This window comes from Streptomyces sp. SYP-A7185 (assembly GCF_046103685.1).
Lineage (GTDB): Bacteria > Actinomycetota > Actinomycetes > Streptomycetales > Streptomycetaceae > Streptomyces.
Map to the genome: position 1 here is coordinate 578,672 of NZ_CP122310.1, position 26,083 is coordinate 604,754.

General features: G+C 70.7%; 22 protein-coding genes and 3 pseudogenes. 14 read left to right on the forward strand and 11 right to left on the reverse strand.

From position 1 onward, the window contains the following. Window positions 1-16: 16 nt before the first annotated feature. Complete coding sequence (locus QBL25_RS02460) at window positions 17-664, reverse strand: response regulator transcription factor (RefSeq protein WP_409055286.1); 648 nt, start codon at window positions 662-664, stop codon at window positions 17-19. A 611-nt stretch (window positions 665-1,275) separates the two neighbouring features. Here QBL25_RS02460 and QBL25_RS02465 point away from each other — a divergent pair. Further along, window positions 1,276-1,944: a class I SAM-dependent methyltransferase gene (locus tag QBL25_RS02465; protein ID WP_409055287.1), complete on the forward strand. Its 669-nt coding sequence runs from the start codon at window positions 1,276-1,278 to the stop codon at window positions 1,942-1,944. 273 nt (window positions 1,945-2,217) lie between these two features. On the opposite strand, the gene QBL25_RS02470 is transcribed toward QBL25_RS02465, so the two are convergent. Continuing rightward, on the reverse strand, window positions 2,218-3,006 hold the full coding sequence (locus QBL25_RS02470; protein ID WP_409062522.1) for a transposase: 789 nt from the start codon (window positions 3,004-3,006) through the stop codon (window positions 2,218-2,220). Then, window positions 2,949-3,466 (reverse strand): annotated as a pseudogene (locus tag QBL25_RS02475) (IS701 family transposase); the annotation flags it as partial. The pseudogene QBL25_RS02475 and the gene QBL25_RS02470, both read right to left, overlap by 58 nt. A gap of 217 nt (window positions 3,467-3,683) precedes the next feature. On the opposite strand from QBL25_RS02475, the gene QBL25_RS02480 reads away from it, so the two are divergent. Next, a protein-coding gene (locus QBL25_RS02480) for an IS5 family transposase (RefSeq protein ID WP_409055288.1) occupies window positions 3,684-4,615 on the forward strand; the annotation gives its coding sequence in 2 pieces (ribosomal slippage) (window positions 3,684-4,082 and window positions 4,085-4,615; 930 coding nt in all). Between the two features lie 15 nt (window positions 4,616-4,630). Here the strand turns inward: QBL25_RS02480 and QBL25_RS02485 are convergent. The 4 genes from QBL25_RS02485 to QBL25_RS02500 all read right to left on the reverse strand — a co-directional run bounded on the left by QBL25_RS02485 (window position 4,631) and on the right by QBL25_RS02500 (window position 8,176). Next, window positions 4,631-4,954 carry an NUDIX hydrolase gene (locus QBL25_RS02485; RefSeq protein WP_409062523.1) on the reverse strand — a complete coding sequence of 108 codons (324 nt, stop codon included), beginning with the start codon at window positions 4,952-4,954 and terminating at the stop codon, window positions 4,631-4,633. Between the two features lie 45 nt (window positions 4,955-4,999). Next, window positions 5,000-5,566 (reverse strand): hypothetical protein, encoded by a 567-nt coding sequence (locus tag QBL25_RS02490; protein WP_409055289.1) that lies wholly within the window; start codon window positions 5,564-5,566, stop codon window positions 5,000-5,002. An 11-nt stretch (window positions 5,567-5,577) separates the two neighbouring features. Then, entirely contained in the window at window positions 5,578-6,108 is a 531-nt protein-coding gene (locus QBL25_RS02495) for a hypothetical protein (RefSeq protein ID WP_409055290.1), read from the reverse strand. Between the two features lie 301 nt (window positions 6,109-6,409). After that, window positions 6,410-8,176 (reverse strand): putative Ig domain-containing protein, encoded by a 1,767-nt coding sequence (locus QBL25_RS02500; RefSeq protein WP_409055291.1) that lies wholly within the window; start codon window positions 8,174-8,176, stop codon window positions 6,410-6,412. 365 nt (window positions 8,177-8,541) lie between these two features. On the opposite strand from QBL25_RS02500, the gene QBL25_RS02505 reads away from it, so the two are divergent. Then, entirely contained in the window at window positions 8,542-11,667 is a 3,126-nt protein-coding gene (locus tag QBL25_RS02505) for a LuxR C-terminal-related transcriptional regulator (protein WP_409062524.1), read from the forward strand. A gap of 79 nt (window positions 11,668-11,746) precedes the next feature. Here the strand turns inward: QBL25_RS02505 and QBL25_RS02510 are convergent, their stop codons facing one another. Further along, the gene (locus QBL25_RS02510; RefSeq protein WP_409055292.1) at window positions 11,747-12,730 is read right to left on the reverse strand and encodes a BtrH N-terminal domain-containing protein; all 984 of its coding nucleotides are present in this window, start codon (window positions 12,728-12,730) and stop codon (window positions 11,747-11,749) included. 299 nt (window positions 12,731-13,029) lie between these two features. Between QBL25_RS02510 and QBL25_RS02515 the strand changes: the two genes are divergently transcribed. The 3 genes from QBL25_RS02515 (at window position 13,030) to QBL25_RS02525 (ending at window position 17,640) form a co-directional block, all read left to right on the forward strand. After that, a complete protein-coding gene (locus tag QBL25_RS02515) occupies window positions 13,030-14,232 on the forward strand; it encodes a serine hydrolase domain-containing protein (protein WP_409055293.1) in 1,203 nt (400 codons plus the stop codon). 80 nt (window positions 14,233-14,312) lie between these two features. Next, complete coding sequence (locus QBL25_RS02520) at window positions 14,313-14,822, forward strand: MarR family winged helix-turn-helix transcriptional regulator (RefSeq protein WP_409055294.1); 510 nt, start codon at window positions 14,313-14,315, stop codon at window positions 14,820-14,822. A 385-nt stretch (window positions 14,823-15,207) separates the two neighbouring features. Further along, window positions 15,208-17,640 carry an MFS transporter gene (locus QBL25_RS02525; protein WP_409055295.1) on the forward strand — a complete coding sequence of 811 codons (2,433 nt, stop codon included), beginning with the start codon at window positions 15,208-15,210 and terminating at the stop codon, window positions 17,638-17,640. 57 nt (window positions 17,641-17,697) lie between these two features. On the opposite strand, the gene QBL25_RS02530 is transcribed toward QBL25_RS02525, so the two are convergent. Beyond that, window positions 17,698-18,063 (reverse strand): alkyl sulfatase C-terminal domain-containing protein, encoded by a 366-nt coding sequence (locus tag QBL25_RS02530; protein ID WP_409055296.1) that lies wholly within the window; start codon window positions 18,061-18,063, stop codon window positions 17,698-17,700. After that, a pseudogene (locus tag QBL25_RS02535) lies at window positions 18,027-18,260 on the reverse strand (hypothetical protein); the annotation flags it as partial. The pseudogene QBL25_RS02535 and the gene QBL25_RS02530, both read right to left, overlap by 37 nt. 161 nt (window positions 18,261-18,421) lie before the next feature. Between QBL25_RS02535 and QBL25_RS02540 the strand changes: the two are divergent. The 8 genes and pseudogenes from QBL25_RS02540 to QBL25_RS02575 all read left to right on the forward strand — a co-directional run bounded on the left by QBL25_RS02540 (window position 18,422) and on the right by QBL25_RS02575 (window position 25,318). Continuing rightward, window positions 18,422-18,670 (forward strand): hypothetical protein, encoded by a 249-nt coding sequence (locus QBL25_RS02540; protein WP_409055297.1) that lies wholly within the window; start codon window positions 18,422-18,424, stop codon window positions 18,668-18,670. Then, a complete protein-coding gene (locus QBL25_RS02545) occupies window positions 18,663-19,226 on the forward strand; it encodes a peptide deformylase (protein ID WP_409055298.1) in 564 nt (187 codons plus the stop codon). The genes QBL25_RS02540 and QBL25_RS02545 overlap by 8 nt, the downstream gene beginning before the upstream one ends. Before the next feature lie 540 nt (window positions 19,227-19,766). Next, window positions 19,767-20,228 (forward strand): annotated as a pseudogene (locus QBL25_RS02550) (tetratricopeptide repeat protein); the annotation flags it as partial. A 1-nt stretch (window position 20,229) separates the two neighbouring features. Further along, window positions 20,230-20,760 carry an NUDIX domain-containing protein gene (locus QBL25_RS02555; protein ID WP_409055299.1) on the forward strand — a complete coding sequence of 177 codons (531 nt, stop codon included), beginning with the start codon at window positions 20,230-20,232 and terminating at the stop codon, window positions 20,758-20,760. 675 nt (window positions 20,761-21,435) lie between these two features. After that, a complete protein-coding gene (locus tag QBL25_RS02560) occupies window positions 21,436-21,684 on the forward strand; it encodes an alpha/beta fold hydrolase (protein ID WP_409055300.1) in 249 nt (82 codons plus the stop codon). 505 nt (window positions 21,685-22,189) lie between these two features. Then, window positions 22,190-23,602, forward strand: coding sequence for a hypothetical protein (locus tag QBL25_RS02565; protein WP_409055301.1), 1,413 nt, complete (start codon window positions 22,190-22,192; stop codon window positions 23,600-23,602). Window positions 23,603-23,835: 233 nt separating this feature from the next. Continuing rightward, complete coding sequence (locus tag QBL25_RS02570) at window positions 23,836-24,504, forward strand: ANTAR domain-containing protein (RefSeq protein WP_409055302.1); 669 nt, start codon at window positions 23,836-23,838, stop codon at window positions 24,502-24,504. 55 nt (window positions 24,505-24,559) lie between these two features. After that, window positions 24,560-25,318, forward strand: a complete 759-nt coding sequence (locus QBL25_RS02575; RefSeq protein ID WP_409055303.1) for an ANTAR domain-containing protein — start codon at window positions 24,560-24,562, stop codon at window positions 25,316-25,318. Window positions 25,319-25,388: 70 nt separating this feature from the next. Here QBL25_RS02575 and QBL25_RS02580 read toward each other — a convergent pair whose 3' ends face one another. Beyond that, window positions 25,389-26,009 carry a TetR/AcrR family transcriptional regulator gene (locus tag QBL25_RS02580; RefSeq protein WP_409055304.1) on the reverse strand — a complete coding sequence of 207 codons (621 nt, stop codon included), beginning with the start codon at window positions 26,007-26,009 and terminating at the stop codon, window positions 25,389-25,391. Between the last annotated feature and the right edge of the window lie 74 nt (window positions 26,010-26,083).

The following is a 26,083-nucleotide window of genomic DNA, read 5'->3' on the forward strand; positions in this document are numbered from 1 at the left end:
GCGGCGGCCGGAGGGGTCAACCCCTGGCTCCGGTGGTCACGCCGGCCTGGGAGGAGTATTTGCGGAACAGTTCACGGCGTCCGCTGACGCCCAGTTTCCGCAGGGCGCTGCTGACTTGATTCTTTATCGTCTGGGAGGCGAGGGAGAGTTCGCTGGCGATCTCCTCGTTGGTGTAGCGGCGCAGTACGAGGCTCAGGACCTGCTCTTCCCTGCGGGTGATGGCGGGCAGCCCGTCGGCGGTGACGCTGCGGACGTCTATGTGTTCGCGTTCGTTCTGGCCCAGTATCCACATCCGTTGGCCGTTGTAGGTGCGCACCACCGCGTCCACGAGTTCCGAGCTGCCCACGCTCTTGTGCAGGAAGCTGTCGGCCCCCGCCGATATGGCGGACACGACGGCCCCGGGCGAGGTGTCTGCGGTGAAGACGACGACCCGGGGCGCGTCCTCCATCGCCTTCACCCGTTGGCACAGATCGGCACCGCTGGTCGCTCCGTCCAGTTCCAGTTCGAGTACGACGACGCCGGGGCAGGTGGTTTTGACGGCGCTCCATGCCTCGTCGCTCGTGGCGGCCTCCGCGGTCCACGCCACTCTCGCGTCGAGCAGGGACGAGAGCGCGTACCTGACCACGGGATGGTGATCGACGACGAGTACACCTAACGCTTGCATGGGGGAACTCCTCACACAGTGAGTGCAGCGGATGGTAGTCAGGCCTGCGGTGCTCCGACTTGTGCCCGCGCCACGCTCCGGATCGCGCCCACCGGGCGGCGCGCCAAGACGAGCGGGATCAGTCGCCGCGTGGGGCCCTGTGGCCTCCCGCACGGCTGACTCCAGGAGAGCGGGCTGGTCAGGCCGACGCTCGGAGCCATTCAACGTCACGTAATCAATCGTGAGACAACACCCCGTTGGACATTCCAAAAACGGAATAGGTCGTTCCTAGACACCCCGTTGGACATTCCGCGTTCGGATTCGGTCGTTCCTCCTTGCCCGCCCGCGGACGACAGACAACTGGCTAGAGACTGTCACGGACGCACACTTTTTCGGCAGGCTCCAGTCGTACCATGTACGAGAAATCGTACGGTACTTCCAGTACCGAAGGTAGTTCAGATCGGAAAAGTCTGGACACGATCACGCCGCCACGAGCCGGAACAACCCCTGGGGCGTCGGGCCATCGCCTTCTGCGATCACCGGATGACCGATCCTCTCCATCCCGCCAAACCCCGCCCCGGTGACCGGATCGCGGTGCTGTCAAAGTTTCCGCGCGCCCCTATGGTTGCCTGATGCCTGCACATCATGTTGACCGACCGTCCGATCTCGACGTGGTGCGCGAGTCCTATGACAGGGTTGCCGACAACTACGTGCACATGGTGATGACCACGGGCGTCGGCGACATCCGGAGCCATCCGTGGCTCAAGGCGTCCATCGACGCCTTCGCCGACAGTGTGGGCGGCCTCGGGCCCGTTCTCGACGCCGGCTGCGGACCGGGCACGGTCACCGCCTACCTCACCGAACGCGGACTCGACGTATCCGGAGTCGATCTCTCACCCCGCATGATCGAGAACGCGTGGCGCCTCTACCCGCACTGTCGCTTCGGCGTCGCCTCGCACACCGACCTCGACCTCGGTGAAGCATCCCTCGGCGGCGTACTCGGGTGGTGGTCACTGTTCAACCTGCCCCGTGAAGTGCTGCCTCAGGTCCTCTCCCGGTACGCGCGCGCCCTGAAGCCGGGCGGACACTTCATCACCGCGACGCATGTGGGCGACGAAGACGCGGTGCGCACCGAGGCCTACGGAGGCGTGCCCGTTCACTGGACGACACACAAATGGCAGCCGGAGCACCTCGTGGCCCTGATCGAGCAGGCCGGACTACGCCCCGTCGCCGAGCTGCGGCTCCCCGCCGACGAGCAGAGCGGACCAGCTGTCGTCATCATGGCCAAGCGCCCCCACTGAGGACCTGCCCTTGCTCGTCCAGGCTCACCGCGGGCACAAGGCATCGACACGGCAGCTGATGAGCAGTCCGGGCCCCGCTGGCGTCATGTCCTCTAGTACTCCAGCAGGACTTCGCTGTCTGACCTGTGGCGTTGGCCGGGCGGCTGGAGTGTAGCGGGCCGGACCATGGTCAGGGACGGTCTCACGGGGGCCGCCCCTCGAACGTGCGACCCCGCCGCCGGTAATGGCAGCGTCGGGCGACTGCCTGGCGCCGTCGGCGCCAGTTGGACCAGTTCATCGCGTGGTGTCTGCCTCGCTGTCCGCGCAGGTGCGGGGGCCGGGGACAACAAGCTGCCAGGAGTCGCCGAACCTCCGCCACTGTGAGCGCGATGGCCCCGGCGCTTTCACCGGTGGCGCCCCCTTTTCGCTTGCCCGGTGGGCGGTGACGGCCAGGAAGGCGTGGGCGAGCATGGCCAGCGTGATGTGCCGGTACCAGCCCACGTAACGGCGGACTTCGTACTGGTCCAGCCCGCATTCGTTCTTCGCCGCCTGGAAACACTCCTCGATGGCCCACCGCGCCCCGGCGATCCGCACCAGTTCCTGGACGGTGACCTGCAGGGGGCTGTAGGCGAGGTAGTAGGCGATGTCATCCGGGCGGGACAGGCTGCGGCGGGCCAGCGCCCACCGCATCCGGAACGGGACGTCGCCCTGGTAGTCGAACTCTTCGACGGCCGGCAGCCGCACGGCGGCCCAGTGGTAGATGCGCGGTCCCTTCGCCCCTTCGCCGCAGGAGAGCTTCTGCCATGCCTCGGCCGGGGCCTGCGCGAACAGGTGGTCGATGCGCGGGCAGCCGACGGCGAACTGGGACTTGGGCACGGCCAGCACGTAGCCGACGCCGGACTGTTCCAGCAGCCGGCGGAAGCGGTCTTCCTGCCCGTAAGCGGAATCCGCAGTGACCCAGTGATGGGCAGGGATGAGGCCAGGGCCCTCAGTACTATGTGCCGCGCCAGTTGCCCCTTCGTGGCGAACCCCCGGCCATCGGGGATCTTGGCCGCGTGGCAGCGTTCCTGGTCCTCGGTCCAGGACTTGGGGAGGTACAACTCCCGGTCCACCAGCACCCGTCCGCGCGGGAGGCGTAGGCGGCGAACACACCGATCTGGCAATTCTCGGTGCGGCCGGCGGTGCCGGAGTACTGACGCTGCACCCCGGCAGAGGTGGTGCCCTTTTTGATGAAGCCGGTGTCGTCGATGACGAGGACACCGTCGTCCTCGCCGAGCTGGTCGGCGACATATTGCTGCAGGTCATCGCGGACGTCGTCGGGCTGCCACTTCGCGCCGGCCAGCAGGTGCTGCAGACCGTCGGGGGTGGCATGGCCGGCCTGCTCGGCCAGCTGCCAGCTGTTCTTCCGGGCGACCGGGGCGAGCAGCCCGCGGACGTAGTCACGCATCCGGCGCCGCAGCTCCACCCGGCCGAAACGACGGCCGACGGTGATCAGAAGGTCGTCGAGTTCCCGGCCCCACTGCGCGGCAGCACGCTCGGTCATCACAAGAAGACCGTGCCCCCGACGCTGCCATTACCGGCGGCGGGGTCGCACGTTCGAGGGGCGGCCCCCGTGAGACCGTCCCTGACCATGGTCCGGCCCGCTACACTCCAGCCGCCCGGCCAACGCCACAGGTCAGACAGCGAAGTCCGGCTGGAGTACTAGGCGCTGTTTCTCGGATCTCCTGACATGACAGGGTTGTTGTGGTCAGTCTGGAGTCATGGGTCGTGGGGATTTAACGAATGCGGAGTGGGATCGGCTGGAGTCGTTTCTGCCGCGGGGCGGGACGCGTGGAGGCCGGTGGAGCGACCACCGTCGGGTGATCAACGGGGTGTTGTACCGAGTGCGGACGGGCGTGCAGTGGCGGGACCTGCCCGAGCGTTTCGGGCCCTGGGAGACCGTCTATAAGCGTCATCGCCGCTGGTCAGCGGACGGCACCTGGAAGATGCTGCTGTCGAAGATCCAGGCCGCCGAGGATTCGGCGGGCCGGGTCGACTGGGACGTGTCGGTGGACTCCACCGCAGTGCGGGCCCACCAGCACGCCGCCGGCGCCCGCAAAGCGCCACCGCCCAAGGTTCCTCAAAAGGGGGCCCGCGCAGCGACGAAGCAGACCGATCCGGTTCTGCGGAGACTGGCCGTCCGGCTGGAGGAGGTGGTCGCCTCGGCGAGTGCCTGGGACGCTCCCGCGGCGGACTGACCACCAAAATCCATCTCGCCGCCGACGGACACTGTCGGCCCCTCGCGCTCCTGCTGACTCCGGGCCACTATGGTGACGGCCCGCAACTCGAGCCGGTTCTGCGGCAGATAGCCGTTCCACGCATCGGGGTCGGACGACCACGCTCCCGCCCCGACCATGTCCTGGCCGACAAGGCTTACACGTCCCGCAGCAACCGCCGCTACCTGCGACGACGCGGGATCGCCCACACCATTCCCGAGCGGCGGGACCAGCTCAGACACCGGCTCAACCGCGGCTCCCGCGGCGGTCGGCCCACCGGCTTCGACGGCGAGCAGTACAAAAAACGCAACACCGTCGAACGTGCCATCAACCGCCTGAAAGGCTTCCGAGCGGTCGCCACCCGCTACGAGAAACGGGCTTACATCTACCTCGGCACTGTCACCCTCGCAGCACTCATCATCTGGCTCCGCACATGATCCGAGAAACAGCGCCTAGTGGGCCACGACCTTGGCGATCAGGTCGTGGATCAGGAATTGCGTCGGCGAGCAGTTTTCCTTCAGCAGGTGAAGGTTCCCGGGGCCGAACCAGTCGTAGGCGGTGTGCTTGGTCCACTCGAGTGCGGGATTGCTGAGATCTCCTTCGACATCTACCAGGTAGTCGGCTTCATGGCGCAGCCCGCTGCCGTCATCGCCGGTCCAAGAGGTGACGCCCAGCAGTCGGTGCACGCGGCGCAGACGCCAGCCTGTCTCTTCCTCGACTTCGCGGGCGAGAGCCCCCATCAGGGACTCCTCAGTTTCGACGTGTCCGCCCACGATGTCCCAGGCGTCGAGAAGGGGTGTGCTGCTGCCGACCCCAGGTCATCACGCCCGTCTCGCGGGCGCGTCCCCGCTCGTCGCCGCGTCGGAGGTGACGTCCATCTCGTGGTCCACGGCCCAGGACCAGTACTCGGCCACCGTCCGGCCCGCTGTCGTGATGCCCGCGGCGGCGGGTCCGATCGGGGCGGTGAGGCTGGTGAACGGGGTCGGGCTGGTTTCCAGCAGGACGGCGTGCGTTCGCGTGTCCGGCACGCGTCCCGTGGCGAACACGTAGGACTCCCCCGCGATCAGCGGCACGGCACCCTGCTCGTGGCTGACGGTGACCGTGCCGGCCAGGTCGCCCTTGAAGCTGCGGTCGACGCGCACTTCGTACAGGTCGGAGAAGATGCCCGCGATGTCGCGCTCTCCGGCACGGTCCACGATCTCGCCGGCGAAGACGTCGTCCGCGGTGCCGGCGACCTGCCGGGCATCCCGCACGTCGTACAGCGTCACCGCCTCGCCCGCAGTGGAGGTCCGCGCTCCGTCAGTGAGCCGGTAGACGCCCCAGAAGGTACCGCCCACCACCGTCAGTCCGGCCGCGGCGAGCGCCAGTCCCCGGCGACAAGAGATCATTGGTCTGCCTTTCAGCCCCACAGTGCGTGGTAGTTCTTGCGGTCGCGCGACGTGGGGGCACCGTTGGACGGCATGTCGAAGCTGTTCGGAGCCATCAACGAGCGGTAGGCGGCGGGGTTCTTGTGGCAGAACCCCAGCGCGTGACCCAGCTCGTGGGCGGCGATCATGCGCCGGGATGCGGTGTCTCCGTAGCGCTTTCCGGTTCCCAGGTAGGCCTTGTTGAGTTTCAGGGAGTCGGTTCCCCGCATCCCCTTCCAGCGCCCCAGAACGCCCTTCCACGGTGGCCGTGTCGTGGCGACGTCCGACCATTCCAGGTCGGCGATGCGGGCGGCGTCGTCCGCGGGAAACTTCACCCGATCGAGGCCCGCCCGGGACCACACCTTGTGCGCGTGACCACGCGCGTCGTCGAACCGGCTCGCCTCCTCCCACGCGATCTCGCCGCTGTCGACGGAGGAGCGTCCCCGCGAGTCCCGCTGCCCGTTCATGCACGTGGCGGGCGCCGCCGCCTGGGCCGCCGAGGCAGGAGCACCGACCAGGGACACTGCCAGCAACGTGGCGCACACCAACGCACCACGGGGCCCGGCCCGGAAGCGGCGCACACCGCGCACGCGATGCTCGGCCCAGCCCGGGCTGGAGCGGACGCCGATCGTGGTGTGGGAGGGGCAGGGACGCACGGGACTCCGTTCGCAGGGGCAGGCTGCCGGCCTTCGTAGCGTGCACGGCCGGCCCGGCCGCCACGCCGCGGCACGCGCTCTCTCACCCGGATGAGGAACCAGCCCTGCCACGAACCTCCAAGGACGGCCGCCGCCCCGGGTGATGCGGCCGGGGCGGCGGTTCATCGGGTCAGGACCAGATCGTGAAGGTCACGGTGACGGAGGTCTTCTTGCCCGTCGCGTCCGTGACGCTCAGCGTCGCGTTGCGAAATCCCCAGCTCGTGGGGGTGCCCGCGATCACGCCCGTGCTCGAATTGACGGTCAGCCCGGCCGGGAGGTTCGTCGCGGAGAAGGTGTACGGGGCCGTGCCGCCGGTGGCCTTGAGCGGCACGCTCAGCGGCTTGCCCACGTAACCGTTCTGACTGCCGGGATCGGCGAGCTTGGGCGCGCCGGTGCCGGGGGCCGTCACGGTCCACGTGAAGGACGTGGATCCCTTCTTTCCGGCGGCGTCCGTCGCGGTGAGCGTCACCTGGTGGGTGCCTGCGGCCGTCGGGCTGCCCGTGATGGTGCCGGTGGACGCGTCGATGGACAGGCCCGCGGGCAAGCCGGTGGCGGCCCACGTGTAGGGGGCCGTGCCGCCCTCGGCGCTGTTGCCCAGCTCCACCCGGCTGCCGGTGGCGGTGGTCTGCGCGGAGACCGCCGCCACCGTCACCGCACCGGGCTGCGGGTCCGATGTCACCAGCTGCGCGCCGAACTTGGTGAGCGCTTCGTTGACCGGCTGGAAGATCGTGTACTTCTCGCCGCTTCCGCCGCTGCACGTCGCGCTGCCGCCACCGGAGTGCAGACCGACGGCCCGGCCCCCGGCCGGGGTGACGTAGCTGCCGCCCGAGTCGCCGCCTGCCGAGCAGGCGCTGGAGTAGGACAGTCCGTCGATCACGACGTTGCCGTAGTCGACGCTCTGGTTGACCTTGGTGACCTCACCGCACCGGTATCCGGTCGTCTGGCCCGAGTGGCACACGGCGGTCCCGACGACCGCGTCTGCGGAGCCCGTCACGGTGACGTCGCCCTGACCCCAGCCCGCCACGGTGGGCGCGAGCGTCCAGCCCGTCTGGTCGACGTCGACGATGCCCATGTCGCCCTCGCGGGCGTTGACCGACCCGGTGCCGTTCTTGTTCGAGGTGCCGACGCGCGTGCCGTCCTTGCCGTACGCGGGCTGACTGACGTCGTTCGTGCAGTGCCCGGCGGTGAGGAACGCCTTGGCGGCACCGCTGGTGCGGGTCACGGGGAAGCCGATCGAGCAGGGTGACTCGCTGCCGGGCGTCCACTTCTCGCCGCCCACCACGGTGCCGCCCTGCTGACGGGGCACGTCGCGGGACTCGACGACCCGTATGAGACCGCCGAGGGAGGCGAGCTTGGCCCGCAGGGTTTTGGTGGCCCCGGTCGACGCCTCCGGGTCGACGACCACTTCGACGTGTCCGGCGCGGGCGTCGGGCCCCCACGAGCGCACGCCGGGCACCCCTCGGCTCCACGCGCCGGCCTTCCGCGCCGCCGCCTCCAACTCAGCGCTCGTAGCGCGTGCTTCGTGGGCGACCGCTCCTGCCTTCCGCGCGGTTTCGGCGGCCCGGGGTGTGGTGACGGCGGCATGGAGGCGGCCGTCGGCCGCGTCGAACCAGAGGGAGGTGGCCCGGTCGCCGACCGTGGCGCGGACCGCCGTGGCCACGCGCTGGGCACGCCTTTCGTCGGCGAGGCGCTCGGTCACGCCCGCGCGGCTCACCCCGAGGTCGCGCGCCAGGGCGGCGCGGAGTCCTTCCGGCAGTCGCGGTTCGGCCGTCGTCTCCGGGGACGGATCGGCCGGGGTGTCCGCGTGGGCGGGCAGGGTCGGCAGGGCCGCCAGCCCGGTGAGGGCGGCGGCGGCCAAGAGGCCGGTGAGAAGGGGGCGTTGAGAGCGGTGTCGCATGGGGGCGTCCTTTCGGGGGGTGTGCCGGGGACGGGCATCAGCAGCGATGCGTGGTGTTGTCCGGGGCGGGGGGTGTGGGGAGACCGGTGGGTTTGCCGCCCCGGACGGGCCACAGCGTGCTGGCGACGGGGCGTGGGCGGTATCCGGGAAGGCCCCCGTCGTGCGCGTCCCCAGACCCCCGAGGCAGCGGGGGCCGGCACCGCAGGTCCTCCGGGGTGAGGGGCGTGTCAGGGAAATCCCTCGTCCGGTACGCGGGGTGCGCTCAGGCGTTGTGGCGAGGTCGGCGGGCGCTTACGGTGCCCGCTGTGCGAGGACGAACGGGTGCGGACGGCCAGGCGGATCCGGCGGAGGACGGCTGGGCCGCCGTGGTACGCGACGCCGCCGCGCTGCTCGAACGCCACGGGCGGCTGGCGGTCAGTGGTCCGTGGGGTGCGGGCAAGAGCACCCTGCTGGACGCGTTGGCCCAGCAGGCGCCAAGCGTGCAGGCGTCAGCGGTAAAGGGCGCCGGAGTGGCGCGGCGCTGTCTGCGGGTGCGTGCGCAGGAAGGTGATGCCGGGGTTCGCTATGGCGCGCTGGTTCAGCTGCTCAGCGCGGTGCGGACGCCGGGGGACGGTGACGCGGTGCGTTGCGGTGTGCGAGGGGTCGGCCATGGCGCCGGTGGTGCGGGGGTCGCTGGTACTCGTTCTGGAGCTGCTGCCCGCGCTGCGGAGTACGCGGAGTTTCCTGCGGTCCCGGAGCGCGGGGCCGCCGTTCTCCTGCCTGCGGGACCCGCGAACGCCGCGGAGACCGCCGTGCCCGCGGAGGCCGCCGTAACCGGGGAGACGGCCGTGACCGTGGAATGCACGCGGACCGTAGAGAGCATGCGGATCGCGGAGACCGCCGTGACCGCCGTGACCGCCAAGGCCGCACAGGCCGCACAGGCCGCAGCGGCATCATCAGCCGTCGGAACGACCGCCCTCGCGGAGGACCCCGCGTGGCTCGCCGCCTTGCCCACAGGTCCCGCCGACGATCCCCTGCGGCTGCGGCTGGCCCTGACGCGGCTGCTCGCCGAAGGGCCTCCGGTCCTGCTCGTGATCGACGGCGCGCAGTGGCTGGACCCCGCCAGCGCGGACCTCATCGGCTATGCCATCCGTACCTTCGCCCCCGACCGGCTTGCCGCGGTGGCAGCCGAACGCACCAGTGGCCATCCCGCGGCCGCGGCCGCGCTTCTCGGCGGGCATCCGGCGGTGCTGGACGTACCCGCATCCGACCTCGCCGAGACGGCGGCCGCGTGCGCGCGCCGCGGGTTGCCCGCTCGGTGGGCCGCGCCCGTGCACCGGTACTGCGGCGGCCACCGAGGTCTGCTCGATGCCTGGTTGGGCGCCCACTGCGGCGCCACAAAGGCCGGCGCGACGCAAGGGCGTACCGGGCCGCCCGAGCCACCACGGCAGGTGCGCGACCTCGCCGCCGCCTGGCTCGCCACCGTCCCCGCCGACGTCCGCGCCACGCTTCAGGTCGCGGCGCTCGCGGGCGGGTGTGACGCCGACCTGCTGCGGCAGAGCGGGTGCCGTGGCGCCGAGGACCACCTCGCCCATGCGCTGGACGCCGGGCTGGTCACCACGGACGGTGCCACGCGGCTTCTCCCGGCCGGTGTGCCTCTCCCCCACCGCTTTGCCGCGCCGGCGCTGGCCGATGCCGCGGCCGCCACGGTGTCCCGGGAGCGGCGGAGCGCGATCCACCGCGCCTTGGCCGCCTACTGCCGTGGACCCGTAGCCCGTGCCCTGCACACCGCTCTCGCCCAGGAGTGGCCGGACCCGGCCGTCGCCGAAGACACCGCGCACGCGGCGGGCGTGGCCAGCGCGGCCGGCGAACGCCTGCGCGCGGCCGAGCTGTTGTTCCTCGCCGCCCGGCTCACTCCCGCCGACCGGCACCAGTTGCGTCTCGACCGGCTCGCCGAAGCCGCGCAGGAGGCGGCGGCCGGTGGCTCTGCCGCGCTGTCGCGTCTGGCGGCGGACCGGATCGTGGCGGAGCACGGCACTCCGGAGCAGCAGGTGCACGCCCTGCTGTCCGTCGTGGACGCGCACGGCCAGGACACCGCCGGTACGCGCCCGTTGCTCGCCACCGCCCGCAGGACCGCCGCCGAGGATCCGGCGCTGCTTGCCGCCGTGGAGCTGCGTGCCGCGGTGCAGGCGAACCTCTCCGGCGAGGACGGCGCCCGTGCCCTGCGCCACGCGCAGGCCGCCACCGGGCTGGCCGAAACGGCTCGCGATGTCCCTCTGGAGGCGGCCGCACTGACGATGACCGCGCGGATGCAGCGCGTCCTGGGCCGCCTCGACACCGCCACGGACACCCTGGAGCGGGCGTTGTCGCTGGCCGTGCCGCCTGCGCGGCTGGGAATCCGCAACAGCCCGCAGTACCTCGCCGCCCGCCACGCGGTGTTCGACGCCCGCCTGCCCGAAGCGCGCGCCCTCCTGCTGAACCTGCTGCCCGCGGCCCAGGAGTGCGGTGAGCCGGAGGACTTGGTGGACCTGTGGCGCAGCCTCGCCGAGGTCGAGGCGGGGCGTGGTGCGTGCGGCCAGGCGCTGCACTGGTCGGCCCGCGCCGTCGACCTCACGGCGGCAGCGGGTCTGTCGCCCGGCCCCGCTTGGTACACGGCCGCCATGGCCGAGGCCGGCGGCGGCAGTTTCGCCCAGGCGCTGCGCTGCGCGGCTCATGGCGTGCGCGCCTCGCGCGAAGAGCAGGACGCGCTGCACACCACGCGCGCACTGTGGGCCCTGGGTGCCGCGCTCTTGCACACCGGTCGCGTCGAGAAGGCCGCCGCGACCCTGGCGCAGGTCGCGGAGTTGGAGTCGCGCACCGGGACGGCCGATCCGTCCGTACTGCGCTGGCAGGGGGACGCGGTGGAGGCGTACGCGCTCTGCGGGCGTACGGACGAGGCCCGCGACCTGCTGGAACACATGCAGGAGCGGGTGGGGCCGCATCCCGCGCACGCCGCTCTGCGTGCCGCGCTGACCCGGGCCCGGGGCCTGTGCCGCTACCTCGACGGCGCCGACGCCGTCGAAGAGGCGGCGGAACTCCTGGCGGACGCGGCGCACGCCTTCGCCGGGCTCGGCCTTCCGGTCGAGGAGGGCCGCACCCAGTTGCTGCGCGGCCGGGTCGAACGCCGCCGCAGACGTGCCGCCGCCGCGCGCACCGCGTGGGAACGGGCCCGTACGCTCTTCGACGACGCCGAAGCACGGCCCTGGTCGACGCTCGCGAACGACCACCTGGCCCACCTGGCAGGTCATGCCGCCGCGCCCGGCGGCGACTCAGAGGCGCCGGCCACCCGGCGTCTGACCGAACACGAGCTACGGCTGGCCGAACTCGTGTGCACCGGCGCCACGAACCAGGAAGCCGCCCAGCAGATGTTCATCTCGGTCAAGACCGTGGAAACCGTGCTGAGCCGCATCTACCGCAAGCTCGGCATCCGCTCCCGCACCCAACTGGCCGCGGCCCTCACACGCGATCGCTGACCGCGGATGCCGGGCACCGGCCGTGCGGACAGACAACGCGGGACGACCCGACAACACTCCGGACCGAGCCCTCCAGCAGCTACAACATCCTCAGTGCCTGCATCGCTTCGCGTTCGACGCGCGCGAGGTCGTGGAGGAGGACGCCGGCCTGTGCGAGGTTCGTCGCGTCGCCGGATGCGCCTGCCGCCGCGATGAGAGCGGCCACCTGGGACCAGAGGGTGGCCGCCTCGGCGTACAGGCCGTGGCCCGTACGCAGATGACCGCTGTCGATCACCTGGGCGCACTCGGCGAGGAAGTCCCGGTAGAGATTGCGGAACAGGGCGCCACCGGTGCCGGCGCGCTCCATCAGGAGGGCGGCCCGTGGCAGATCCTCCCGTGGATCGTCACTGCGCTGCAACCACTTGGGCACCTGCTGGGCGGTCTTCTCGATGCCCCGGTGACCGAGGTTCGCGATGGGCGGAGTGAGGAAGGCGTGGGCACAGGTCGTGATCGCGGTGACGATCTGGTCCTGCGACGGCCTCGGGCCGCCGGGCACGGTGAGGGTGAAGGAGCGGTGCCTGGCGGTCATGGGGCCGCGCTCGGCCCTGGCTCTGGCGAGGCCGTCGAGGCTGGTCGTGACGGCGCCGCCCTGCTGGTCGGTGTCCACCAGGTAGGCGTTCTGCTCGTCGTAGCCGTACATGGCCACGACGTGCCCGCCGAAGTGCACCTTGGTGGTGAAGTGGTCCAGGTGGTAGCTGTCGAGCTGAAGGCCGACGGGCCGACCGGCGTCGATGGGTGCCGTCACGTTCTGCCACGCCTTGCGCGCGGAGGTGGTCTCCTCGACCGCCAGCTCGAGCCCCAGTACGGCGGCGAGGTTCCTGGTGAGCTCGAACGGCTTCACCCGCCCTCCCAGGAACGGAAAACCCATGGCCTTGCTGTCCCAGTAGACGAAGGACAGCCCGGAGCCGAGCCCGAACAACATGGGCTCGGACAAGTCGAGCCCCTCATGCCGCAACAACACACCCAAAGCCGTCGTCTCACAGTGCTGCGTGCCGCGCGCACCCACGCCGCCCACCATGGCCATACCGCTCGTTCCCCTCTGTCATCGGACGTCACCGCAGGCGGCCATCCAACACCACCAGGTCCTGGCCACGGTGCGCACGACAGGCTCGGCCACGAGGGCTGTCCGGGCCGTTTGTGGGGTGGCGAACGAGTGGATTCCTCGGCGTGGGTCGGTGGCGGAGGAGGTGGCGGGGGTTGCGGTGGTCGTCTTCTTGCCGACCGGCCCCGGCCTCCCCCCGGCCTCCCCCCGGCCTTCCCCCGGCCTTCCCCGGCCTTCCCCGGCCGATCCCGGCCGTCCCCCGACTGGATGAGGTATCCCGCATGAGACCTTCCCCCTCCCGCCGGCTGCTGTGCGCCGCGCTGCTCGCCCTGGCCGTGTGGGCGCCTGCCGCAGCCGCTCCCGCCGCCGCCGTGGACATGACCGGCAGCGCCCACCCCCGCCATGACGAGTGCGCGGCGGACGGTCTCGGGCGCAAGCTCACCGCCCGGCTGGACAAGACCATCGACGACGTCGCCCCGAAGGCCGGGATCCCCGGCGTCGTCGTCGGGCTGTGGATGCCGGGCAAGGGATGCTACGTCCGGGCCAAGGGCGTGGCCGACACCCACACCGGCGAACCGATGTCCGTCGACTCCTTCGTCCGCATCGGCAGCGAGACCAAGACCTTCACCGTCACCGCGCTGCTCAAGCTGGTGCAGGACGGCCGCATCGGTCTTGACGATCCGATCTCCGCGTACGTCAAGGGCGTCCCCAAGGGCAAGAAGATCACGTTGCGTCATCTCGCGGAGATGCGCAGCGGCTTGTTCCCCTACACCGCCGACCCCGGCTTCGTCCGCGACCTGCTGAGCGATCCGCAGCGCACCTTCACCCCGCGGCAGTCCCTCGCCTACGGCTTCAAGCACAAGAACACCTCCGCGCCCGGCAAGAAGTTCCAGTACTCCAACTCCAATCTCGTCCTGCTCGGCCTGGTGATCGAGAAGGTGAGCGGGCACCGGCTGGCCGACTTCATCCACCACCGGGTGCTGCGCCCCGCGCACTTGGAGCGCACGCTCTTCCCGCACGGCAACGCATTCCCCCACCCGCACCCGCGCGGCTACACCGACCAGACGCTCAGCGGTGAGGTCGCCGACGACGCGACGCACTGGAACCCCAGCTGGGCCTGGGCGGCCGGCGCGATGATCTCGGACCTGCACGACCTGCACCGCTGGGCGAAGGTCGTGGCCACCGGGGAGCTGCTGAGCCCCAAGATCCAGGTACAGCGGCTCACGACGCTGCCGACCGGCATCCCCGGCCTCAGTTACGGTCTGGGCATCTTCAAGACCAACGGATGGATCGGGCACAACGGCTCCATCCCGGGGTACGAGACCGTGACGATCTACCTGCCCGCGAAGAAGGCCACCCTCGTGATCATGATCAACACGGACATCACGAGCAAGGGCCAGGAGCCCTCCACCGTCCTCGCCCGGGCCATCACGGCGGTCGCCACACCCGGCAACGTCTACGACGGCTCCGTCACCCCCCGCTAGGACCCGCCCGGATCGCGGCCGGGCCGGGACCGTCCCTCCCACCGTTAGGATGAGGGCCGTTTGCCCGCAGGGAGTTGAAGATGCCGAGCCGTCGCCCGGAGGGGACCACCTCCGAGAAGCCGTGGAACCAGACGTTCAGCCACTCGATGTGGCGGGCGAACAACTCCGTGCACCGGGCGCTGAACGAGCAGCTTCGCTCCCTGGGCGTCACGATGACGCAGCTCGGCCTCGTGATGACGCTCGACCAGCACGGTCCGCTCTCCGGGGCGGACCTGGCCCGGGGGCAGAACATCACGCCGCAGAGCGTGACGGCGGCGCTGGCGCATCTGGAGCAGCTCGGCTGGATCGAGCGGCATCCGCACCCCGTGCACAAGCGGGTGGTGCTGGTGGAGCCGACCGAGACCGGGCTGCTGGGCATGGCCCAGGGGCGCAAGCTCGTCGAAGCGGTGGTGGAGCGGCTCTGCGAAGTGGTCGGCGGGCCCGAGGAACTGGACCGTCTGACGCTCGGCATGCGCCGCATCGCCATCGCCCTCGACGGCCCCGACTCACCCGTGGCCCGCATGTGGCCCGATCCGCCGAAGACCGGCTGAGAGTCCTTCGCGGGGCGTCGGCGCGTCAGAGCGTCGGCTCGTCGACCCGGCGCCTGGGCTCGCGAGCGGGCTCGGCCGGGCCCGCGAGCGGCCTCGCGCCCGGGCTCACGACGTAGAACGCCTTCGCACGGGGACCCGCCCCGTCCCGTCCGCGCTCCGGGGTCCGTCTCCACTGCCGCGCCGGGCCCGGTGATCGTCCAGTTCCCGCGCCCGTGCGGGGCGCACCCTCCCGCGCCGGCCGGGCCACGTCCCGACCCCCTTTCCTCAGCCGTGTCCGCAGCCCGGCCGTTACTCCCGCGCGCCCGCCCTCACTCTCAGCCATTTGGGACTTTGACAGGCAACTGATAACTTGACCGGCGCGTTCGATCAGGAGGGCCGTCTCACCATGTCCGCGATATCCACCCCCCACCACCGTGCCGTCGCGCGCCCGGCGCTGACCACCGTGCTGGCGTGCCTCGGGATGTTCGCCGCGTACGTGCCCATCGGCAGCGTCTCGGTGTCCCTTTCCCGCATCCAGCAAGGCCTGGGCGCCTCCACGTCCGACCTGCAGTGGGTCTCCGACGCCTTCATCCTGCCGATGGCCGCGCTCATCCTCACCTTCGGCCTGATCGGCGACCTGTACGGCCGCAAGAAGGCCTACCTCGCGGGCATGCTGCTGTTCGCCGCCGGTTCCGTGACCTCGCTGACCGCCCACAGCGTCGAGCAGGTCTGGGTGGGCCAGGCCGTGGCCGGCGCGGGAGCCGCGGCACTGGCCTCCTCCACGCTCGCCCTGATCAGCCACGCCTACCCGGACTTCCGGGCCCGCGCCAAGGCCATCGCCGCCTGGGCCGCCTCCCTGAGCATCGGCATGGCCCTGGGCCCGCTGATCAGCGGCGTCATCCTGGAGCACACCACCTGGCGCTGGATCTTCCTGCCCGCGGCCGTCATCACCGCCGTCACCGGCCTGGTCGCCGTACGGATGCTGGAGGACTCACGGTCCGCGCACGGCCGTGCCATCGACGTCCCCGGCCAGATCGCCGCGATCGTGTTCATCGTCGGCCTGATCTACGGCGTGATCGAGGGCGGCGGGGTGCACGGCTGGGCCCAGACGAAGGTCATCGTCGCGTTCGCCGCCGCCGCGCTCGGCCTCATCGCCTTCATCGTCGCCGAACTGCGCTCCCCGTCGCCGATGCTCTCCCTCAAGCTCTTCGCGGTACGTCCCTTCACCGGCGCCGGCGTCGTCAACGCCATCGTCATGTTCGGGATGATCGGTTCCGTCTTCACGCTGAGCCTGTTCTTCGGCAGCGTCCAGCAGCTCTCGGTCCTCGACATCGCCTGGCGGATGCTGGTCTTCAACGGCGTTTCCATCGTCACCGGCCCGCTCGTCGGCCGGCTGATGGGCAAGGTGGCACCCGGCGTCCTCCTGTCCGTCGGCCTGCTCGGCACCGGCGGCGCCATGCTGTGGCTGACGGGTCTTGAGACCGACTCCGGGTTCGGCGCGATGGCCGGGCCGCTCGCCCTGTTCGGCTTCGGCATGGGCTTCGTGATGACGCCGATCAGCGCGGTCGCCGTCGGCAGTGTCCCGCACCACCTGGCGGGCATGGCGGGTGCGGGCAACAACACCCTGCGCCAGCTCGGCGGCGCGCTCGGGCCCGCCGTGCTCGGCGCCGTTCTCACCAGCCGGCTCACCTCCGCGCTGCCCGGGCACCTCGCGGAGTCCGGGCTGGCCGCCGCCGACCAGCAGCGGGTGGGCGAGGCCCTCGCGCAGGGCGGCGTGGGGGCAGCGGGACACCTCGGGCTCTCCCCCGAGGCGACCGGACCCGCGCTCGGCGCGATCGGCGCGAGCTTCACCGACGCCGTCCACGTCTGCATGACCATCGGCGCGGCCGGCATGCTGGTGGCCCTGATCGCCACGGCCACCCTGATCGGCTTCCGCCGCCCGCAGCAAGCCCCGGCTCCGGCCGCGGCTCCGACAACGGCTGCCAAGCGGGACACGCCCCCGGCGTCCGCGTCCTCCCCGGCCTCAGAGGCCCACGAGGCGCCCGCCGGCCACGCCCCGGAAGCCCCGCGAGCGCCCGTACACGGCGGCCCCACCCTCCACGGGCGCATCCGCACCTCCACCGGCGGCGCCCACGCCACCGTCACCCTGATCTCCCTGACGGGACGTCAACTGGGCCGCACCATGGCCCGCACCGACGGAGGCTACGACCTGCCGGCACCCGGCCCGGGCACCTACGTCCTGATCGCCGCAGCCGACGGGCACCAGCCGCAGGCGGCCACCGTGACCGTCGGCGAGGAGCCGCTCGCGTACGACATCCTGCTCTCCGGTCCGCGCGGCCTGAGCGGGAGCGTCACCGGCGCCGACGGCCTGCCGGTCGCCGCCGCGATGGTCATCGTGACCGATGTGCGCGGTGATGTGCTCGGCACCGGACCGACCGGCGGGGACGGGGAATTCACCTTCGCGGAGTTGCCCGCCGGTGAGTACACCGTCGCCGTCAAGGCCGAGGGGCACCGGCCGGCCGCCGTGCCCGTCACGGTCAGCCACGGCGAGCCCGGCCGCGTGGAGATCGCGCTCGCCGCGGGCGCCCTGCTCCAGGGCGCGGTGCGCTCCGCCGATCTACGCCTGGTGCCGGACGCCCGCGTCACGCTCGTCGACGCGGCCGGCAACGTCGCCGCGACGGCCACCACCGGCTCGGACGGGGCATACGCCTTCACGGACCTGGACGCCGGCGAGTACTCCGTCATCGCCAGCGGTTACCCCCCGGTCGCCACCGCGTTGCGCGTGACGGGCCCGGGCACCGACGCCCTCGACATCGAACTGTCCCACCCGACACCGTGAGCCGGGCGGCTGCGCCCGCGGCCACCGGTGCCCGGGCTGTAGCGCACGCCAAGTCTTCTAGGGGCTGACCACCCCGAAGGACTTGTCCGGTTCGGTGACGTACGAGAACAGGGTGACCAGCAAGACCGGGGCGCCCACGGTCGCGACACCCTCCAGGCCCTTGCAGGACAGCACTTCCAGAAGCTGGCAATTGGTGAGGGTCAGGCCGGGGAGGTCGTGCGGGTGCTTGGCCTGATCGGTGGCGCGGTGGGTGAACGCGCCGTGATGGAGGGTCAGGCGGTGGCGGCGCTGCTCGTCGGACAGGACCAGGTCGATGACGAGATCCTCGTCCCAGGCACGCAGGCCGTCGAGGCGGACGGCGGCGGAGCCCAACAGCTGCTCGGTCATCAGGGGGCCTGGATTGAGGGCAACTGCGAGGCCCACGCCGCAACCTCGGTCAGGTGTTCGGGCTGTAGACCGAGGTGTGGGTCGGGCTGAATGAGGATGGTCGCCGTTCCCTTGGCGGTGCGCTCCGCCGCCCAAGCGTGGTCGAGGCTGGTGAAGTCGTCGTCGATCCAGACGGCGGGGGCAATGCTGAGCCAGTCGTCGACGTGGTCACGCTTCCATAGGTAGCCGTTGGGTCGGCGTCGAGGCGCGGTTCGGCCGTGACGCGGTGCACATCCCGATGGCCGATGCCCTGGGAAGCGTCCCCTGGACAGCGCCACTAGGCGAGTTGGACGCGAGCCCTCTGGTGGCGCGCATGCGGTCGGCCTGCCTGCTGCCGACTGCGGCCGTCAGTGGAATGAGAGCCAGCGAGCTCGCCGAGCTCTTGGTGGGATGCCGACGACCGCCGCAGGAGTCCTACTGGGGACTGCGGCGCTTCCGCATCGGCGGCAAGCTCATCAAGGGCCAGGGACTCGGCGGCACCGACGACGAATGGGTGGCGACCGAGGAGGTCTACGAGGCGCCCTCCACGCTCGGTACCGTCTTGAGTGGAGGTTCCGGGCACGGCCCGAACACAACACGGAACAAGGGGACTTCAGGTGATTGACGTGCGACCCAGCCAGCAGATGCGAGACCTCGGAGTCGTCCAGCACGGCGCCGGCATCCTGGCCGACCCGACCCGCCCTTTCGTCCTGCCCGCCGAGCGCGACGAAGCCGAGTACATCACCGACGAACTGTTCGCCTCGATGGAACGGATCGGCCAGGTCCACCCCTTCGCCAAGGGCATGGGCATCGCCGCCCCGCAGATCGGCATCGGCCGCGCCGCCGCCGTCGTCCAGCCGCCCGGCGTCGCACCCGCCGTGATCCTGCTCAACCCGCGGATCACCGACCGCTCCGCAGAGCTGGACGAGCAGTACGAGGGCTGCCTGAGCTTCTTCGACGTCCGCGGCCTCGTCCCCCGCCCCCTGAAGATCACCGTCGAGACCATGGCCCTGACCGGCGAGACCGTCACCGCCGTGTACGAGCGCGGTCTCGCCCGCCTCATCCACCACGAGATCGACCATCTCGACGGCCTGCTGTACACCGCCCGCATGAGGACCGACGTCGACCCGATCCCGGTGGAGGAGTATCGCCAGACCGGCCGGGCCTGGGCCTACGAGTAGGCCGCACCGGGCGGCGCTCCGCCCTCACCCTGCCAGGCGGATGCCGATCACGACCGCGACGCCGAGCCTCGGATCTGAATCACGCCGCCCAGGTGCGTGGTGCGGACGATCGACGAACTCGCCCAAGCCGTTGCCGACGCCCTCGCTCCGTAGGAGCCGCTCCGCACCTGCGCCAGCGTCCTCAAGATGTACATGCTCAAGCCACCCGCCTCACGCTGATTCGCGGGCTGCCGTAGCGGTCAGCGCGGCTACTACGGGCAGCTGGCCAGCACTCGTAACTGTTCGGAAAGTTCGGCAGTCCGTGTTTTACCTGCGGCGCGGCCACGGAATGATCGCTGCACTCGGTAATCAGAGGGAGGCGGTGGGTGCATGACCAGCCCGGAGAATCCCTTCGAAGCATCGGCGTCAGCGTCGGATACCTCTACCAGCTCCGCGTGGCGCTCCAGCGGTGTGTGGAGCTCTCCAGGGGCGGGATCGAGTGGAGTGTGGCGATTGAGGCAACGGACGATGTCCAGGCCCTCATCGGGTCGCAGACCGAGTGCCTACGCCGCCGTGAACGAGAACCCCCAGGCCGCGCGCGCCCTGCTCGCCGCCGAGGACGCCCTCCTCCGCGACGACGGCCCCCAGCCCAGCTACTCCCGTGTGAGCGGCCCGGCCGCCGGCACCGTGGCCAGCCACACCGCCCGCACCCTGACCGACCTCGCCGATCACATCGGTACCGAGCAGCAGCACCGCGACGCCCTCACCCGCTGGGACCCGGAGAAGTACAAGCGCGTCCACGCCCTCACCCACGCCGACCTCGGCGACAGCCTCGCCGCACAGGCCCGTGCCGACGAAGCCGTCGCCGCTTGGACCCAAGCCCTAGTTCTCATGGAACACATGAGCTCCGATCGCACACGCAAGGCGATCACCTCGATCCGCTCCATCCTCGAGGTCTACCGGCGGCGCAAAGTGCCAGGCGCCGCCGATCTGGCCCGCCGCGCCCGCGAAGCTCACGCCTAACATGCCCGATAACCCGTCCGACGAAGGGAACACTGTGGCCCAGCAAACCGAGGATCGCTCTCAAGCCCTCAAGCCGGCGCTCGAATCAATGACCCTGCTGGTCGCCGCCGTCATCGTCCACGACACGGCCACCAACCGCGTCGTCCTCCTCCAGCGCAGCGAGAACGCAAAGTTCGCACAGGGCCTGTGGGACCTCCCCGTCGGTAAGAGCGAGCCGGGCGAACCCATCACGGAAACCGCGGTCCGCGAGCTCTACGAGGAGACCGGCCTTACCGTGAAGCCCGAGTCCCTCAGAGTCGCCCACATCATCCACGGCGCCTGGGGCATCGAAGCACCCAACGGTTTCCTCACGGTCGTCTTCGCCGCCCAGGAATGGTCCGGCGAACCTGAGAACCGCGAACCTCGCAAGCACTCCCAGGTCCGGTGGGTCGAGGCCAGCGCGGTGCCCGATAATTTCGTCGACACTACTTCTGTCGCCCTCCACCGGTACCTCACGGGAGACCCGGAGGTCTCCCTCGACGGGTGGCACTAGAAAGTCAGCTGCGACCCGCCCAGTTGCCAGAATCTCCCGTCGCTCCAACGGAAATCGAATCCTGGCAAGGCACCGGTCCCGTTCTCAACAGAGCATGGAATAACAATGAACGGCAGAGCCCGAATCTAGGACACCTTGCTGCACGGCTGGCCGCAGAGCTGGCACGAGTGGCGGAAGGTCATGCCCGCGCTCGCCAGGCATCACACCGTGTAGGCGCTCGATCTTCCCGGCCTCCGTGACAGCGAGGGAAGTCCGGCGGGCTTCGACACGAAGACGCTCGCCCGTTACGTCCACGGGCTGCTGCGTGATCGCATCGGGCTCAAGAGCTTCGACCTGGTGGCACACGACCTCGGGGCCGGGGCCGGGGTCGGGGTCGGGGTCGGGGCACAGCACGTCTCGCAGTTCCCCGGCAGGTCAACTCCTATGTGCACATGGACTGTCCGCTCCCTGGGCGGCAGCTGCCCGCCGCGCGGTACCTGACGTTCTCCTGACACATGGCCTTCAACAGCCAGCAGGCGATCCCCGAACAACTCGTCGACGACCGCAGGGACATGCGCGAGTACGTCACGGCCTTCTCCACCCACGTCGCCCACGGCGGAACAGCCTTCGGCGGCGCGCGGGCCCGGCCGCCGTTCACCGAAGCGGAGACCGACGAGTACGTACGCACCTACGGGCGTGCGGCACGCGGGGTTCGAGCTCTACCGGAGCCTGGACCAGGACGAACGCGACAATGCCGCCGCGCCCACGGACACCCCCGCCCCCCTCCTCACGGCGAGCGGATCGCTGGCCGCCGCCCGCCCGAGCCTGTCGCCGATGCTGCGCAACGTCACACGTGCCGTCGAGATCCCGAAGTCGGGGCATTGGCTCGCCAAGGAGAACCCCGCCGCCGTGGCCGGGGAAATCCTCGAATTCACCGCACGGTGACGCCACGGCCGGGCCGAGTCCCGCGCTGACACCCCCTCCCGCTTCCCGTCGGCGATGCAGCCACCGTCGACGTCCAAGGTGGACAGCCTGGACACCGCGCGGTCGGTCGGTCTGGGCCCCGGCGGGTCACCGCGAGCACGGGCACGGACATCAAGACCCGGGGGGTGAGTGGCCTCAGGCGCAAGGAAGAGCGAGTGATCCGGCAGGGCTATCCGTCTCCGGAAACCGTCTGCTTCTCATGAGCATCAGCGGCGTAGAAACGGCGTACATCCGAGACGCATCGGGAGTGCCTCGTGCCCGAGCGGGCACGGGGAGTTCTTCGCCGGGCGGGCCGCACCCCTGGACGGGGGTGCCTCATGCCGGGAGGCCCGCTCCGCCCCATGGAACAGCCGCGTGCGCGGACTCTTTTCGGAGGTGGATTGTGTCTCGACGGAATGCGTTTCACGATGTCGGTGCCCTGCGTTTCGGCCGACGGGCAGAGTTCGAGCAAGCAGAGGTACAGCGCGTGCACGCCGCTGTGCGCGACAGCGGGATCCGGGACCTGTACGTCCTGGTGCACGGAGCCCAGAACGATGACGCCGTAGCCGACGCCGCCGATGCCGCGTTTGCCGGAATGCTCGCCGACGCCTGGTCGGACACCTCAGCCTCGGTGGGCTATTTGAAAGTGCGGTGGCCGTCGCTGTGTTTCCGGGACGAGGGCATTCCGGGTGTCGCGGAAGGCGAGATGAAGCGTGAGCGCGAGGTGTACCCCGGGATCAGCCCGGCGCTGGCCGAGGATCTCGCGCGGCATCTTCCCGACAGCGCCCGCCCGTTGGCCGAGATTTCCGAGTTGCTGACGAAGCAGCCCCCGCACGACAGGGCGTTCGACGACCTCGGGTCGGCGCTGCGCCGGGTCGCGGAGATCCCGCTGCAGGATGCCCTGACCGAATTCGCGACGGACATGGAAGCCGCGGTGATGCCTCAGACCGACCCGCTGATGCTTTTCGAGGACACGATGTCGATGTGCGCCGAATTCGCGTCCGCGCTGCGCGATGTGGCCGCCTCCGCGGACGAGGATCAGGGCGCGCCGGCCCGGCACGAACCCGGCACCGGCGACCCGGACAGCCCGGTGTCCGAAGAGGGCAGCCTCCCCGAGATCCGGGTGGCGGGGCCCCGGCCGGCCAAGGCGCTCAGCGACCGGGTGAACAAGGCGGGCACGGTCGCCGCGGGTGGGCCCGTGGGACTGGATCGCAGGCAACAGGATTTCGCGGACTTGTGGCGCGGCGCGCATGAGCTGTTCCGTCAGGTGGTACGGCACGTACTGCGCCGCCGGGCGGGCGTGGTGGGGCAGGCGGGTCTGGGCCCGTGCCTGGCGGCGCTGGCGGACGCCTCCGACACGCGGATCCATCTGGTGGGCCACGGGCTGGGAGGCCGCCTGGCGGGCTTCGCGCTGCGCGGCCTGGAATCGCAAGGATCGGACTCCGCGCTGCTCTCTTCTCTGACGCTGCTCCAGGCGGAGATGTCGCACTTCGTCTTCGCCGACAGCCTGCCCCAACAGGTCACCGGCCACGGCGCGTTGTGGGATCAGCGGCGGCTGGTCAGCGGGCCGTTGATCTGCACCTTTTCCCATCTCGACAGTCACCTGGGCGTGATGTACCCGCTGTCGGCCCAGATGATCGGCGACTCGGCGGAGCTGGCCACCATGAGCCGCAAGTGGGGGGCCCTGGGCTTCGACGGCCTCCAGGGCGTCAACGGTCCCCCCAACATCACCTTGGACGAAGTGCAGGAGCAGGATCTGAGCGACAGGCCCTACACGAACGTCGACGCCTCTTCCCTCTTCCGGTCCGACGACGTCCCGATGGGAGGTCATCACCACGTCGTGCACTCCGAGGTGGGCCGCCTGCTGCGTCAAGTGGTGGAAAGCTGCGCCCAGCGGTGACGGGAACGTCTTCGGCCCTCGCCCGTCCGGACCCGTTCCAGGCAGGGGGCGCTGATGCCGCCGCCGACCGCCCCCTGAGAGCAACGACCACCCCTGTCAAGGCAGTCGTCACTCTTGACCCGCGAAGGGAGGTCCTCGCCGAGCCCTGGGCTGTAACATCCCGGGTACAGAGAGTGGCCGTCTTTCCGGGGCGGGGCGCCCTGCGGCGCGCCCGGCTCAGTGATGGGGTACGGGTGTCTGTGGAGGAACTGCTCGACGGTTTGGAGCAAGCCGTCGATGCAGGTGAGCGACGTGCGTGGGCGGTGCGGTGCGCGCATGCGCTGGGGCTGGAGGGCATCGCGGTCTCGCTGCGGTGGGGGGCGGAGCTGGTGTGGTTCAGCGACGACGTCAGCGCACGCCTGGAGGACGCGCAGTTCACCCTGGGGCAGGGGCCGGGAATCGATGCGGACTTCACCGAAGTCCCCCACCAGGTCGCGGATCTGGAAGCGGGTGAGCGCTGGCCCCAGTTCGCCTCCGAGGCCCGGGCCTTGGGCGTGCGGGCGGTGTTCGTCTGGCCGGTTAGGTCGGGGGCTGCGCGGTTCGGCGGGCTGACCGGCTATCGCAAGGAGCCGGGATTTTTGACGGGGCCGCAGGCGGCGGACGGGCTGCGGGTGGCCGACGCGCTGACCAGCCGCCTGCTGGCCTGGCGCTCGGGGGCCGTGGTCTCGCCCAACGAGCCGGGCAAGGCCGGCGCGGTCGACCTGCACTGGGCCGAGGTCCACCAGGCCACCGGGGTGCTCAGCTGCCGGCTCGGAGTGCCGATGGAGGAGGCGCTGGTGCGGTTGCGGGCGCGGGCCTACGCCTCCGGCCGGCCCCTGACCGACACCGCCCGTGAGGTCCTTGCACAGGAACTGCCGTCGTGAACAAGCCGCCTGGCGTGGACCCATGGAGGGCGCCTGCGCATCGAGGAGTCAAGGCATGAGCCGAGAACGAAAAATCGCCGACACCTTCGTCGAACTCGCCGACACCCTCGTGGCGGACTTCGACATCATCGACTTTCTGCAGCAGCTGACCGTGCGCTGCTGCGACATCTTCGCCATTACGGACGTGGCGGTCCTGCTGGCGTACCCCGGGCCGCAGTTGTACAGCCCGGCCCCGTGCGACCCGAGCCCGTCGCTGACCAAAGTGCTGGACCTGGCGCTGCGCGAGGGTCCAGCCCTGGACGCCTACCGCACCTCCGCCAGCATCACCCCAGGAAATCTCGCGAAGGCGCCCGTCGCCTGGGCCGACTTCACCACCATGGCGCGCGAGGCCGGATACACGTATGCCAGCGCCGTTCCCCTGCGCCTGCGCGAAGAAACCCTCGGCAGCATGCTGCTCCTGCGTGCCACCGACAGCCCGCTGCCCGCCGACGACCTCTCCATGGCACAGGCGTTCGCCGACGCGGCCACCATCGGCCTGCTGCACGCCCGCACCCTGCAGCGCACCGAGACCGTCAACGAACAGCTGCACACCGCCCTGCACAGCCGCATCATCATCGAGCAGGCCAAAGGATTCCTCGCCGCCCACCGCAACATCTCTCTGGACGACGCCTTCCACGCCATGCGCCGCTACGCCCGCCATCACCACCTCCTGCTCACCGGCGTGGCCCGCCACATCATCGACACCGGTGAGCTTCCCGAGCCGCCGTCCACGTCGCCCCGGCGCCGCCCGGCCGAAGGCGCTTCGAACGATTAGACCGACCAAGAGGTCCACGTAGGACGACCGAGAGACCCACGGGTACGTACGGGGCGGAGGGACGCCCCGTTTAGTCGGTCGCCCGTCCGGTCGGCGTGGCCGCAGTCCGCGACAGCGCCGGGGAGGCGTCGAACAGCGCACCGACGGCAGCGCGGACCTGGGCTGCGACCACCTCGGGGGTGGAGGCGTCCAGCTTGCCGTCGAGGTGCAGGAACGCGAGCCCGTGGACGAGGGCCCACACCGTGGTCGACAGGGCGTCCGCGTCCGCGCCGGGGAAGGTCGTGCGGACGATGCCGCGCACGTACTGCGAGATGGCCTCGGTGGCCGCGACCCGCTCTTCGCTCGTCGGGTCACAGGGCTCGGCGAACATCACCCGGAACAGGGCCGGGTGTTCGAGGGCGAACCGGACGTAGGCGACGGCGACCGCGGCGAGTTCGTCGGGCGTCGAGGGCGCGGGGTGAGCGTCGGCCAGATGTCCGGCGAGCTCGCGGTAGCCCTCGGCGGCGACCGCGGAGACGAGCGCGTCGCGGTCGGCGAAGTGACGGTAGGGGGCCGTGGCCGACACTCCCGCGCGCCGGGCGACCGCGCGCAGGGAAAGGCCGGCGCTGCCGTCGGCTTCGAGGAGTTCGCGTGCGGCACGCAGACAGGCGGCGCGCAGATCGCCGTGATGGTACGAGCTTGCCTGCGGCACAGGTCACACCTCTCTATGTTCACAGTGCTTACATTGTCGCTTAATGTGGACGCTGCACACATCGTAGGTGACTG

Bases quoted from the DNA above. Each gene is read 5' to 3' on its own strand.
- QBL25_RS02460 (WP_409055286.1), bottom strand. From the start codon at position 664: ATGCAAGCGTTAGGTGTACTCGTCGTCGATCACCATCCCGTGGTCAGG.
- QBL25_RS02555 (WP_409055299.1), top strand. From the start codon at position 20,230: ATGCCCGATAACCCGTCCGACGAAGGGAACACTGTGGCCCAGCAAACC.
- QBL25_RS02575 (WP_409055303.1), top strand. From the start codon at position 24,560: ATGAGCCGAGAACGAAAAATCGCCGACACCTTCGTCGAACTCGCCGAC.
- QBL25_RS02540 (WP_409055297.1), top strand. From the start codon at position 18,422: ATGAGAGCCAGCGAGCTCGCCGAGCTCTTGGTGGGATGCCGACGACCG.
- QBL25_RS02465 (WP_409055287.1), top strand. From the start codon at position 1,276: ATGCCTGCACATCATGTTGACCGACCGTCCGATCTCGACGTGGTGCGC.
- QBL25_RS02490 (WP_409055289.1), bottom strand. From the start codon at position 5,566: ATGATCTCTTGTCGCCGGGGACTGGCGCTCGCCGCGGCCGGACTGACG.
- QBL25_RS02500 (WP_409055291.1), bottom strand. From the start codon at position 8,176: ATGCGACACCGCTCTCAACGCCCCCTTCTCACCGGCCTCTTGGCCGCC.
- QBL25_RS02520 (WP_409055294.1), top strand. From the start codon at position 14,313: ATGCCGAGCCGTCGCCCGGAGGGGACCACCTCCGAGAAGCCGTGGAAC.
- QBL25_RS02515 (WP_409055293.1), top strand. From the start codon at position 13,030: ATGAGACCTTCCCCCTCCCGCCGGCTGCTGTGCGCCGCGCTGCTCGCC.
- QBL25_RS02510 (WP_409055292.1), bottom strand. From the start codon at position 12,730: ATGGCCATGGTGGGCGGCGTGGGTGCGCGCGGCACGCAGCACTGTGAG.
- QBL25_RS02525 (WP_409055295.1), top strand. From the start codon at position 15,208: ATGTCCGCGATATCCACCCCCCACCACCGTGCCGTCGCGCGCCCGGCG.